8 protein-coding genes and 1 tRNA gene are annotated in these 12,644 nt (G+C 67.2%); 6 read left to right on the forward strand and 3 right to left on the reverse strand.

What is annotated here, in order from left to right:
* Positions 1–343: 343 nt before the first annotated feature.
* Together EAH76_RS04075 and EAH76_RS04080 are read left to right on the forward strand one after the other, a co-directional pair.
* Positions 344–1,666 (forward strand): carbohydrate porin, encoded by a 1,323-nt coding sequence (locus tag EAH76_RS04075; protein WP_161988970.1) that lies wholly within the window; start codon positions 344–346, stop codon positions 1,664–1,666.
* A 104-nt stretch (positions 1,667–1,770) separates the two neighbouring features.
* Positions 1,771–3,387 (forward strand): FAD-dependent oxidoreductase, encoded by a 1,617-nt coding sequence (locus tag EAH76_RS04080; RefSeq protein WP_140848481.1) that lies wholly within the window; start codon positions 1,771–1,773, stop codon positions 3,385–3,387.
* 27 nt (positions 3,388–3,414) lie between these two features.
* On the opposite strand, the gene EAH76_RS04085 is transcribed toward EAH76_RS04080, so the two are convergent.
* Both EAH76_RS04085 and EAH76_RS04090 read right to left on the reverse strand, forming a co-directional pair.
* A complete protein-coding gene (locus tag EAH76_RS04085) occupies positions 3,415–3,606 on the reverse strand; it encodes a hypothetical protein (protein ID WP_140848483.1) in 192 nt (63 codons plus the stop codon).
* Positions 3,607–3,708: 102 nt separating this feature from the next.
* Positions 3,709–5,352, reverse strand: a complete 1,644-nt coding sequence (locus EAH76_RS04090) for an ATP-binding protein (protein ID WP_140848485.1) — start codon at positions 5,350–5,352, stop codon at positions 3,709–3,711.
* A gap of 100 nt (positions 5,353–5,452) precedes the next feature.
* On the opposite strand from EAH76_RS04090, the gene EAH76_RS04095 reads away from it, so the two are divergent.
* From EAH76_RS04095 to EAH76_RS04110, 4 genes are read left to right on the forward strand one after another with little or no spacing between them, the layout of a single operon-like run.
* Positions 5,453–9,004, forward strand: a complete 3,552-nt coding sequence (locus EAH76_RS04095) for a hydantoinase B/oxoprolinase family protein (RefSeq protein WP_194150938.1) — start codon at positions 5,453–5,455, stop codon at positions 9,002–9,004.
* A complete protein-coding gene (locus tag EAH76_RS04100) occupies positions 9,005–9,658 on the forward strand; it encodes a DUF969 domain-containing protein (protein WP_140848487.1) in 654 nt (217 codons plus the stop codon). It begins immediately after the preceding gene.
* Positions 9,655–10,596, forward strand: a complete 942-nt coding sequence (locus tag EAH76_RS04105) for a DUF979 domain-containing protein (protein WP_140848490.1) — start codon at positions 9,655–9,657, stop codon at positions 10,594–10,596. The genes EAH76_RS04100 and EAH76_RS04105 overlap by 4 nt, the downstream gene beginning before the upstream one ends.
* Positions 10,596–11,570, forward strand: a complete 975-nt coding sequence (locus EAH76_RS04110; protein ID WP_140848493.1) for a DUF2891 domain-containing protein — start codon at positions 10,596–10,598, stop codon at positions 11,568–11,570. Before EAH76_RS04105 ends, EAH76_RS04110 begins: the two co-directional genes overlap by 1 nt.
* A gap of 971 nt (positions 11,571–12,541) precedes the next feature.
* On the opposite strand, the gene EAH76_RS04120 is transcribed toward EAH76_RS04110, so the two are convergent.
* Positions 12,542–12,617: transfer RNA gene (locus tag EAH76_RS04120), tRNA-Lys, on the reverse strand.
* Positions 12,618–12,644 lie beyond the last annotated feature (27 nt).

Consider the following 12,644-nt stretch of genomic DNA (forward strand, 5'->3'; position numbering starts at 1 on the left):
TAGCTGGGTAAGCTGGCTCAGGTAAGGTGACGTCCCCACCTGGGTGCTGCAGGAGCTGGGATGCTGGAAATCGGAGACGATGGTGCGCCGCTACGCGCACATGTCGGTGAGGTATTTGCAGCCTTACGCGGACCACGTAGGCCAGCGATCTAAAGGCGCCTGGCGGGTTTCGGTAACACCATCGTATAATGGTGTCCTCGGTCACCCCCGGACGAAGAGACCTGCACGAAATCGAGTCTTCGGGAGCACTGCAATGCGCGGTTTTGCAACGCCACCGTTCATTCGAGATAGAGCAACGTGGTCTCCACGTGTAAGGCGACGTCATCCCCTAGCATTGCGACTCTTGCGGATTGCGATCGCTGGACTGGTTTTCGGCGCTATGGGCGAGGCAGGCGCGCAGACGACGCAGCTTGCTCCAACACCGGCGCAGACTCGCGGCGAAAACGGCGAGGCGCTGCGGCGGCCCGAGGCCACGGTCACCCTGGCCTTGACCTATACCAGCGATCTCAACGGCGACGTGAGCGGAGGCGATCGGCGCGGTGCTGCGTATCTCCAGCGGGTCGGCGTCATCGCCGACGCGGACCTCGATCGGCTGGTGGGTTGGCGCGGCGCATCGGCGCATCTGAGCGTCCACTCGATCGTCGGGGAGGGGCTATCGGCGCACCGCGTCGGCAACGTCCTGACGGTCAGCGGGATCGAGGCCGAGCCGGCGCTGCGGCTGTTCAATCTGTGGATCGAACAGAAGGTTGGCCGCGGTGCGACGCTGCGGGTCGGGCAGTTCACCGCCGGACAGGAATTCGCGATCAGCCCGACCGCCAATCTCTTCGTCAACGCCACCTTCGGCTGGCCGGGAAGCTTCGCGACCGACCTGCCGAGCGGCGGTCCCGCCTATCCGCTGGCCGCGCCCGGCATCCGGGTCGCGCTCGAGCCAGGCGCCCGTACCAAGCTCCGGCTCGCGGTCTTTGCGGGCGACCCCGCGGGCCCCGGTGGCGGAGACCCGCAGCGCCGCGACCTGCACGGCCTCAATGGCTGGCGTCTTGCGGGCAAGCCCTTCGTCATCGGGGAAATCGCGCGCACCGCGTCGGGCGCCGATCCGGCCTGGTCGATCGTCCTTGGCAGCTGGGTGCATTTCGACCGCTTCCAGGATCTTCGCTACGACGTCGCCGGACGATCGCTGGCGGGGCAAGGTGCGAACGATCCGGCGTTGCAGCATGCCGGGAACGCTGCGGTTTATGCGATCCTCGATCTCAAGCTGCTGCAATCGAACGGTCGAACGCTTCACGGCTTCCTGCGCGGCAGTGCCAGTCCGCAGGATCGAAACGCGATCGATCTCTACGCCGATGGCGGGCTTTCATTGACGCAACCCTTCAAGGGCCGCCCGAATGATGTGGTGGGGATCGGCGCGGCAGTCGCGCGGCTATCGCCGCGGCTGCGTGGCCTTGTGAAGGACCAATCCGCGCTCTCGGGGCAGCCGGTCTTTACGCCCGCGGTCGAAGCGGTGTTCGAGATTACCTATCAGGCGCAAGTGCGGCGGGGTCTGTCGGTTCAGCCGAACGTGCAGCTGGTGCTGCATCCGTCGGCCGCGGTCATCGCCGATCCGCAGCAGTTGAGCGCCGCGCCATCGAACGCTGTCGTCGTCGGCGTGCGGACGGCATTTCGTTTGTGAGCGTCCGTGCTCGCAACCGCGACAGGTCTCTCGCGCTTTCACACCATCGCGGTATCATCCGCCGCGCATGACTATCCCGACCCGATCGCATCAGGAAACGTCCCATGGAAACTATCGGCCGCGATTTGCGCGAGATGCAGCGCATCCCTTTGACGGCGTCGCATGTCGATGCGCTGCGCGCCAACGGCATCGAACGGCGCTATCCCGCGGAAACCTTCCTGGCGCGACCGGGCGAGCCCGCCGACCGCTTTCTCTATGTCCTGTCGGGCGAGATCGAGGTGGTGAACCCGTTCACCGACAAACGACACCTCGCCTCGACGCTCGGACCCACCCAGTTCATGGCCGAAATCTCGTTTCTGAACGGCGGAAATTGGTCGATGGCGATGCGGACGGTCAGCGAGACCACCGTCATCGACGTGCCGCGCCTGCAGATGTTGCGGTTGATGTCCGACATTCCCGAGATGTCGGACATCGTCATCACGGTTCTTGCCGCGCGCCGGCGCCGGCAGCTCGATTCGGGCGATGGCACACTCGTCCTGATTGGCGAAGATGACGACCGCGCGGTCAGACGGATCGCGGAATTCGCGAGCCGCAACCGGCTGCCCTACAGGTCCTATGCGCTGGGCAGCCCCGAAGCCGTTGCAGTGGCGACGAGTTGCGCGACGGATCCCGGCCGACCCGCCGTCATTTTCGGCCGTGATATCGTCGTGGCGGACCCGACGCCGGAGAAGGTCGCCCGGCTGCTCGGGCTCAACCGCGATCTCGTCAATGACGAGGCGTTCGACGTGCTGATCGTCGGCGGGGGACCGGCGGGCGTCGCGGCCGGCGTCTATGCCGGTGCGGAGGGCCTTCATGCGCTCGTCATCGAGGACATCGCGATCGGTGGCCAGGCGGGGACATCGAGCCGCATCGAAAACTATATGGGGTTCCCCACCGGAATCTCGGGCGCGGATCTCGTCTGGCGCGGGGAAATCCAGGCGATGAAGTTCGGGACGCGTTTTGCCATGCCACGCCGCGTCGCCAAGCTCGAGCACCTCGACGAAGGCGGGTTCTGCGCGACGTTCGACAATGAACAGCGCGTGCGCGGACGTGCCGTCGTCGTCGCGACGGGCGTTCAGTATCGGCGCTTGCCGATCGATCGGCTCGAGGAATTCGAGGGTGCGGGGGTCTATTATGCGGCGACGGAAAACGAGGCGCGCTACTGTGCCAATGCCGAGACGGTGATCATCGGGGGCGGCAACTCGGCGGGACAAGCGGCGATGTTTCTCAGTCGGAGCGCGCGCCACGTTCGCCTGCTCGTGCGCGGCACCTCCCCGGCGTCGTCGATGTCGAGCTATCTGTCCTCGCGCCTAGAAGCGGACGCGGCGATTTCGATCGAATATGGCGCAGAGATCACCGCGCTGCACGGCGCCGATCACCTTGAGGCGGTGACGATCCGCACCATCGCCGATGGAAGATCGCGCACCCTTGCGACCTGCGCGGTGTTCATCATGGTCGGGGCCGCGCCCAATACCGGATGGCTGTCGGATCTTGTCGAATTGGACGCGAACGGCTTCGTCCGGACCGGCGACGCCGTCGGAAGTCCTTCGCCTTACGGGACGTCCCATCCGGGGATATTCGCGGTTGGCGATGTTCGCGCGAATTCGGTCAAGCGGGTCGCGTCGTCGGTCGGCGAAGGCTCCGTCGTCATCTCCAGCTTGTGGGCGTATGTGCGCGGCTGATCGGCGCGGTGACCGGGCAGCGTGCCCTCAGTTTGACGGGCCCCGCTGCGCCTTGAGGGCATCGAGCTCGGCCTGTTGCTCGGCGATGCGGTCCGAAGCGCGCTCCTCGTCATTCCCGCCCGAATAGGCAGCGGCCTGCTCGACCAGCGTGCGAAGATTCTCTTCGATGTCGGCAATCCGTTGGTCGAGTTCGGTCGGCGTTAGGTCGGTGTTGGACACGCTGTATCTCCTGAAAGCTAGATCCGGGTCTGAACGCGCCCCGCACTCTGCACAAGCATCCCCTCGGATGATTGTGCCGCCCGCCCGCCTTTCGAGCGCGGATTACCCCGAGCGAAGTAAGCGCAGTCCCTTCTGCCACATCCTGGCGGCGAACGAGCGGTCGAATCCGAATGCCTTGGGGGCCGGTACGACGAGCGTCACCTCGGCGCCACCCGCCGGCGCGTTGTCGAAGATCAGCTCCGCGCCAAGGGTGCGGGCGCGTTCGCGCATGCCGACCAGGCCGAAATGACCATCGCGCATGCCCGTGCGCAGGACGAGCGGGTCGAAGCCGATGCCATCGTCGCGCAGCCTGATGACGAGCGCCTCGGCACGATACTGTATCGTCACGTCCACTTTCGTGGCCGCCGCATGACGCGCGATGTTGATCACCGCCTCGTTTGCGATGCCGGCGATCTCGTCAGCCGCGGCAGGGGTCAGCAAACGGGGCTCGCCGTACACGGTGACAGAATGGAAGGGCGGCCCGCCGTGTTGCGGCGTGCGCACGATCTCGGTGAGGAGCGTTTCGGCGTCGCCATTGATTTCGGGCGGGCGCAGCGCCCTGACCCGGTCGCGCCCCTGCGCAATGACGTCCTCCGCACCGTCGAGCGCCGCCTCCAGCGTCTTTCGTTCGGGCAGGTCGGGCGGCATGCTGATCGTGGCGTGCTGAAAGCGCAGGATCAGGCCGGTGACCGACTGGAGCAGCGTATCGTGGAGTTCGCGGGCGATGCGCTCGCGTTCATCGTGGCGCACGGCCATGTTGGCGCGCACCTGCGCCGAGACCGCGCGGATGCGAACCCGGTACGCGAGCCAAAGGAGTGCCACGACGAGAACTCCGCAGAGAATGCGAAACGGCACGCTTTGCACGAAGGTCGGCCGGATCTCGAAGTCGAGCGTCGCCCCGCGTCGGTTCCAGACGCCGGCTTCGTTCCCGGCGATCACCTGGAACTGGTATTTGCCGGGTCCGAGGTTGGTGTAGTTGGTCGCGCGGCGCGTGCCCGGGTCGACCCAGTCGGTATCCACGCCGCTGAGCCGGTAGCGGAACTGGACGCGCTCAGGCGCCGAGAGGCTTGCGGCGGCGTAGGCGATGCGGATCGATCGCGTGCCGGGCGGCAGGATCAGCGCCGAGGGATCCCGGAAGGTCCGTGCGCCGGCCGCAAGGCTGCGGATCGACACCGGAGGCGCCCCTGCGCTTTCGTAGACCGCCGCCGGATCAATGCCGGCCAAGCCCGCTGACGTGGCGAACCAGATGCGGCCGTCGCCGCCGACGGCTGCCTGCATCCCGACGAACCCGCGGCGCTGGGGACTGCCGAACAGGCCGTCGCGGAAGTCGAACAGCCTGGTCCGCACCGGCTGCCCCGGCGCGTCAAAGGCCCTGTTCAACAGGTTGGAGGCGATCCGTACGACCCCGGCCGTCCCGTAGAGCCATGTCTCGCCGCGTGAGGTCTGCACGATTTCGCGCAGTCCCCGCGTCCACGGGAAGCGCGTGGCGTCTAGGGTCCGAATGCGGTCGCCCTGGATGCGGATGAGTCCGCGGGTCGTCGAAACGAGGAAGCCCTGACCGTTGGAGACCACGTTGGTGATGTCGCCGAGCGCGTATCGGGCGAGATCGATCTTGCGAAGCGTGTTCCCCTTCAATCGGAAAAGCGTGGACCCGTCCCCGGCGAACATCGCGCCGGTCGCGTCGGTGGCGATTCCCGATCCGATCACCGGTGCGCTCGCCGACGCGGCACGATGCCACCCCTGTGAGCCGACCCGATCGAAGGGCGGTCGCGCTTGATCCGTCACTGCGGAAATGGGAGACGGACTGATGGCACCATGGCAGTTCTGGATCGATCGCGGCGGCACCTTCACCGACGTCGTAGCGCGCAAGCCCTGCGGCACGGTCGTCACGGCCAAACTGCTGTCCGAAGACCCCGAACGGTATGCCGATGCGGCGGTGGAGGCGATCCGGCGCTTGACCGCGCAGGCGGACGTGCCGCTCGAACTGCGCATCGGCACGACCGTCGCGACCAATGCGCTGCTCGAGCGCAAGGGCGAGCCAACCGTTCTGGCGATCACGCGCGGATTCGGCGATGCGCTGCTGATCGGACACCAGGAGCGGGCCGACATTTTCGCGCGCGACCTGGCGCGGCCCGCGCCGCTGTTCGCGCACGTCGTGGAGATCGACGAACGGATCACGGCGGATGGCGCGCTGGTGACCCCGCTCGACCGCGACGCGGCGCAGGCCGGTTTGCAAGCGGCGTTTGCGGCCGGTTTCCGGTCGATCGCCATCGTGCTGATGCATGGCTATCGCTTCAGCGCGCATGAAGCGGCGCTGGCCGAGCTCGCGACGGCGATCGGCTTCACGCAAATCTCGGCCAGCCACCGTGTCGCGCCGCTGATCAAGCTGATCGGCCGCGGCGATACGACCTTGGTCGATGCCTATCTGTCGCCGGTGCTCGATCGCTACGTCGCGGGGCTGCACGCGGCGCTCGGCCAGAACGCGCTGTTTATGCAATCGTCGGGCGGCCTCGTCGATGGCGCGCGCTTTCGCGGCAAGGACGCGATCCTGTCGGGGCCGGCGGGTGGTATCGTCGGCATGGCGGCGACCGCGCGCGCGGCCGGGTTCGACCGAATCATCGGCTTCGACATGGGCGGGACATCGACCGACGTGTCGCATTATGCCGGCAGCTACGAACGCGATACCGAGACGCTGATCGCGGGCGCCCGCATCCGGGCACCGATGCTGCGCATCCATACCGTGGCAGCGGGCGGGGGGTCGATCTGCAGCTTCGACGGACAGCGGCTACGGGTGGGGCCGGAGAGCGCCGGTGCGATGCCGGGGCCGGCCTGTTACCGCCGTGGCGGGCCGCTGACCGTCACCGACTGCAACGTGATGCTCGGCAAAGTGCGCCCCGAATTCTTCCCTGCGCTGTTCGGTGCGCAGGGTGACCAGCCGCTCGATCCGGCGGCAGTGGCGGCGCGTTTCGCCGAACTGCCGCTCGACGCCTATGCCGCCGCCGAAGGCTTCGTCGCGGTGGCCGTCGCGAACATGGCCAATGCGATCCGCAAGATCTCGGTCGCGCGCGGGCACGATGTCACGCGCTACACGCTCGCCTGTTTCGGCGGCGCGGGTGGGCAGCACGCGTGTCTCGTCGCCGACGCGCTGGGAATGGATCAGGTGATGATCCACCCGCTCGCGGGCGTGCTGTCGGCTTATGGCATGGGGCTGGCCGATCGCCGCGTGCTGCGCGAGCGGACACTGGGGGCGGGGGTCGCGGATAGCGCGGCGATCGCCACGGCCTTCGATGTGTTGGCGACCGAGGCGCAGCAAGCGCTGGTGGCGCAGGGCGTCGCGCCCGACACCGTCATCGTCGAGCGCCGCGTCCACCTGCGCCGCGGCCAGACCGAACATACGATCGAGCTCGATTTTGCGGAAACGGCGACGATGACCGCCGGCTTCGATGAAGCGCATATCGCCCAATTCGGGTTTGCGAGCACACAACCCTTGATCGTCGATCGTCTCGTCGCCGAAGCGGTCGCGAAAGGGCCACCGGTCGAGACGATGCTGGTCGATCTGCCGGGTCATGCCGCCGCACCGCTGGCGATCGTCCCGGTGCATATGGCAGGGGCGTGGCACGATACGCCCGTGGTGGCGCGCGAGGGCCTGCCCGCTGGCCATGCGCTCGACGGGCCCGCGTTGATCATCGATCCGATGTCGACGACCGTCGTCGAACCCGGCTGGCGCGCGCGCGTGGATACGATCGGAAATCTGATCCTCGATCGTGTCGCCGCCCGGCGCGTCGCCAGCGTCGGCACGCAAAGCGATCCAACCCGCCTCGCGATCTTTGCCGGACTGTTCAAGAGCATCGCCGAGGAGATGGGCGCAGCGCTGCAGCGGTCCGCCGCGTCGGTCAACATCCGCGAGCGGCTCGATTTCTCGTGCGCGCTGTTCGACGCCGCGGGCAATCTCGTAGCCAACGCGCCACACATCCCGGTGCATCTCGGATCGATGGGCGAGAGCATCCGCACGATCATCGACGCGCGCGGGGGCAATGCCGACGGACGTGGCATCCGCCGGGGCGACGCGTATGCGCTCAACGCGCCGTATCGCGGGGGCACGCACTTGCCCGATATCACCGTCATCATGCCGGTCTTCGCCCCAGGATCGCCGGGTGGAAGCGACGCCCCGGACTGGTTCGTTGCCGCGCGCGGCCACCATGCCGATGTCGGCGGGATCACGCCTGGATCGATGCCGCCCGACAGTGTTTCGGTCGAGCAGGAAGGGGTGTTGCTCGACGATGTGCTGGTGGTGGACGAAGGGCATTTCCGCGAAGCCGAACTGCGCGCAGTGTTCGCCAGCGGCCCCTATCCGGCGCGCAACATCGACCAGAATATCGCCGATCTTGCCGCGCAGCTGGCCGCTTGCACGCGGGGCGCGGCCGGCTTGGCGCGGATCGCCGACGCATACGGCGCGGAGGTCGTCAGCGCGTATATGGAGCATGTGCAGGCCAATGCCGACGCTGCCGCGCGTCGCCTGATCGTCCGGCTCGACGATGGCGCTTTCGCCTATGAGATGGACGACGGTGCGGTCGTCCGGGTCGCCATCCGGATCGATCGCGCCGGCGCGACCATGACGATCGATTTCGCCGGGACCAGCGACCAGCGCCCGAACAATTTCAACGCGCCGGTCTCGATCGTGCGCGCCGCCGTGCTGTACGTCCTGCGCGTGCTGATCGACGCCGAGGTGCCGCTCAACGATGGCTGTCTGCGCGGCGTGACGATCCGCGTGCCGGAAGGGTCGATGCTCAATCCGCGCTTCCCGGCGGCCGTGGTGGCGGGCAATGTCGAGACCAGCCAGGTCGTCACCGACGCGCTGTTCGGGGCGCTGGGGGCAATGGCGGCGAGCCAGGGCACGATGAACAACTTCACCTTCGGCGACGACACCTACCAATATTATGAGACGGTCGCCGGAGGATCGGGGGGCGGCCCGGGTTATGACGGCACGGCGGTGATCCAGACGCACATGACCAACAGCCGCCTGACCGACCCCGAAATCTTCGAGACGCGCTTTCCGGTGTTGCTGGAGGCGTTCGCGATCCGCCCGGGTTCGGGCGGGGCAGGGGCGCGCACCGGCGGCGACGGCGGCCTGCGGCGCATTCGGTTCCTGACCGACATGACCGCCTGCATCCTCGCCAATCGCCGGCGCGTGCCGCCGTTCGGGCTGGATGGCGGGTCGGCGGGCGCCGTAGGCGCCGCGCGCGTCGAGCGCACCGACGGATCGATCGATCGCCTCGGATCGACGGCAAAGGTGGACATGCGGGCGGGAGACGTGTTCGTCATCGAAACGCCCGGCGGCGGCGGATTCGGAGGCGATTGAATGCTTGTTCTGGCGGGGATCGGGGTGATCGTCGCGGGCTTCCTGTTGCGCTTCAACCCGCTGCTGGTCGTGGCGGTCTCGGCACTGGTCACCGGCCTTGCCGCCGGGATCGATCTGCTCGCGATCCTCGCTGCGTTCGGCAAGGCGTTCAACGCCAACCGTTTCGTCAGCGCGATCTACATCGTCTTGCCCGTCATCGGGCTGCTCGAACGCCATGGCCTGCAGGAGCGCGCGCGCGGCGTGATCGCGGCATTGCGCGGCGCGACGGTCGGGCGGTTGCTGATCGGCTATCTCGTGTTCCGGCAGATCACGTCGGCGCTTGGCCTGACCTCGATCGCCGGGCCGGCGCAGAGCGTGCGCCCGCTGGTCGCGCCGATGGCCGAGGCGGCGGCGGAGCGGCAAGGCGTCGCGCCGGGTGGCGACGCGATCCCGGCGCTGGCCGCCGCGACCGACAATATCGGGCTGTTCTTCGGCGAGGACATCTTCATCGCGATCGGATCGATCCTGCTGATGAAGGGGGTGCTGGAGAGCTATGGCATCGTCATCCAGCCGCTGCATCTGTCGCTGTGGGCGATCCCGACGGCGATCGCGGCGTTGCTGATCCATGGCGGCCGTCTGTGGTGGCTCGATCGCCGCCTGGCGCGCGGCGCATGATCGGCACGAATTTCATCTACACCGTCGCCGGGCTGATGTTCGCAGGCTTCGCGTGGCTAAGCGCGACCGATCGCAGCAATACCAAGCGCTTCGGCAATGCCGGTTTCTACGCCTTGCTCGCCGTCAGCTTCGTGTTCGGGGACCGGATCGGCGATATCGGCAATGGTGTCCTCGTCCTGGGTCTCGTCGCAATCGCGGGCACCGGCGCGATGGGGCGCGGCACACGCGGCACCACCGGCGCGGTCGAGCGACAGGCGGAAGCGGCCACGCGCGGCAATCGGCTGTTCCTGCCCGCTGTGGTCATTCCTGCGACCGCTTTGCTGGGTACCCTTGCCTTCAAGGCCATTCCCGCGCTGGTCGATCCCAAGCAGATCACGCTGGTCGCCCTCACGTGCGGCGTCCTGCTCGCGCTGGCGATCGGCTACGCCTGGTTCCGGCCGCGCGCCGCCACGCCGTTTGCCGAGGGGCTGCGGCTGATGGACGGCGTCGGCTGGGCGGCGGTGCTGCCGCAGATGCTGGCGAGCCTCGGCGCGGTATTCGCGCTCGCCGGTGTCGGGCAAGTCGTCGGCGGTATTGCCGGCGCCGCGATCCCCGAGGGCAGCCTGATCGGCGCGGTGCTCGTTTACGCGCTTGGCATGGCGGCCTTCACGATGGTGATGGGCAATGCCTTCGCGGCCTTTCCGGTGATGTTCGCGGCAGTCGCGATGCCGCTGCTGATCGGCCGCCATCACGGCGACCCGGCGGTAATCGCGGCGATCGGCATGCTCGCCGGGTTTTGCGGCACGCTGATGACGCCGATGGCGGCTAACTTCAATCTGGTGCCCGCCGCCCTGCTCGACCTGAAAGACAAGGGCGCGGTGATCCGTGCGCAGGTGCCGACCGCGCTGCCGCTCTTGGCGGTCAATATCGCTTTGCTCTACTGGCTGGGATTTCGCTGATGCTCGATGCTGCCACCGCCGAGCGGTTCGCCACGCTGACGCTTGGCCATGTGACGCGCGAATGGCCCTATAAGCTCGATCAGGTCCTCAACGGCCCGTCCGATCTCGCGCTGCCCGCTACGCTGCACCCGATCTTCCATGGGAGCTTCGATTGGCACAGTTGCGTTCATGGCTGGTGGCAAGTGATGCGGCTCGCCCGTTTATTCCCAGCGATGGACCAGACAGTCGCGATCGAGGCTTTGGCGGATCGGATGATGGTGCCGCACCGCGTGGCGGGCGAGGTCGCGTATCTCGATCGCCCGATGACCGGCGGGTTCGAACGTCCGTACGGCTGGGGCTGGCTGCTGGCGTTGCATGACGAGCTGGCGTTGCGCCCCGATCGGCCATGGGCCGCGGCGCTGGAGCCGCTTGCGCGGGCCTTTGCCGCGCGCTTTGCCGCGTATCTGCCCAAGCTCCTGTATCCAGTGCGCAGCGGCAAGCATGACAGCACGGCGTTCGCGCTGATCCACGCGCTGCGCTGGGCGCGAACGCATAACACGGCGCTCGCCGGGGTGATCGCGGCGCGATCAAGGCTGTGGTTCGGCGCGGACCGCGCGGCGCACCCATGGGAGCCGAGCGGCGAGGACTTCCTGTCCGCCACCCTGTGTGAAGCGGTCCTGATGCAGGAAGTGCTCGGCACGGATTTTCGGGCGTGGCTCGGCGCCTTCCTGCCGGATCCTTACGGCGCACCGACCGCTTGCCTGCGCACGCCTGCCATCGTCACCGATCGCAGCGACGGTCGGCTCGCCCATCTCGACGGCCTGAACCTCGCGCGGGCGTGGTGCTGGCAGCGCCTCGCCAACGATTTGCCCGAGCCGACGGACGCCCGCAGGATCGCCCAAGCACATCTCCAGGCCGCACTGCCCCATCTCGCGGACGATTATATGGGTGAACACTGGCTAGCGACGTTCGCCCTTCTCGCGCTGACGGACTGATGGGAGGGTTTGATCGACACTGCTCTGCACAAAACGGTGGAATGAAGCGTCCATTCTGCACGCTGCTCGGGGGCGGTTCGCTGCGCCAGGATCGTCATCCGGCCAGAAATGGGACGCAATCGCGCTGAACGAATGTTCGCTCGGTAACCGACTGACCTGTGGCCGGACGCCCCAGTAGATCGCTCCGAACGCCCAATATCAACGAATGGGTGGTTTCGGGGAGAAGCAACGAGGCTATGGACGTTCGCAACTGGGTCAAAGACGACGGAGATCGGGGAGCCTTGGCCTATCGCGCCGCGTTCCGCGCCGGGACATGGTGCGGATCGTCTCCAGGGACATCGTTACCCCTGCTGGCGCCTCCAAGCCCGCCGCCGCCACCCATACCACCACCGCCGCTCCGGCCAGCATGATCCTTTGTGCTACCGCCGCCGGACGCGGAGGTCCCTCATAGCGATGGTCAGGTCGGCCGGGATCGGGGCGAGATCGAGCGCATCGCGCACGAACCGGGTGGCCCGCAACCCGTTCGCGAGCCGCCCTGTCGGTCAGCCGGACATGCTTCTCGTACCGAGCAGGATGATCTCGGGCAGCGCGGCCTCGACCGCGTCGCGGATGCGGAGGGTACGGTCGGATGCCGCCGCGCCTCCCGGACTGGAGGTCCAACGCGGCCATCGGCGCCTCTGCGACGTCGCCATTCTCCCGCCCTGCAGAGGAGCGCCAAAGGCTCGGCAAGGTCGACCGCTTCGTGGTGGGCTTCGCTAAGGGTTACGACGCTTTCCCCGCTAAGCGCACATGTCGGTCAAGCATGTGCAGCCTTACGGGACATCGAATGATTTTTGCGGGCAAATCAGGTCACACTGGGCCCTCGGAAGACACGCCTGCTCAGGGGTCCAAAAGTGGTCACGGTCCGGGCCAATCCAGGCTCAGGCTCGTGGCCGGGACCGACTTAAGTAACTGCACTAGAATGAAGGAAATGGTGGACGCACTTGGGCTCGAACCAAGGACCCGCTGATTAAGAGTCAGCTGCTCTACCAACTGAGCTATGCGTCCAAAGTCCCGGCGATTTCAAGGGCGCTT

This window comes from Sphingomonas glacialis (genome assembly GCF_006439055.1).
GTDB lineage: Bacteria > Pseudomonadota > Alphaproteobacteria > Sphingomonadales > Sphingomonadaceae > Sphingomonas > Sphingomonas glacialis_A.

Excerpts from the sequence above, each read along its gene's own strand:
- EAH76_RS04080 (WP_140848481.1), top strand. The coding sequence starts at position 1,771 with ATGGAAACTATCGGCCGCGATTTGCGCGAGATGCAGCGCATCCCTTTG.
- EAH76_RS04095 (WP_194150938.1), top strand. The coding sequence starts at position 5,453 with ATGGCACCATGGCAGTTCTGGATCGATCGCGGCGGCACCTTCACCGAC.
- EAH76_RS04100 (WP_140848487.1), top strand. The coding sequence starts at position 9,005 with ATGCTTGTTCTGGCGGGGATCGGGGTGATCGTCGCGGGCTTCCTGTTG.
- EAH76_RS04105 (WP_140848490.1), top strand. The coding sequence starts at position 9,655 with ATGATCGGCACGAATTTCATCTACACCGTCGCCGGGCTGATGTTCGCA.
- EAH76_RS04110 (WP_140848493.1), top strand. The coding sequence starts at position 10,596 with ATGCTCGATGCTGCCACCGCCGAGCGGTTCGCCACGCTGACGCTTGGC.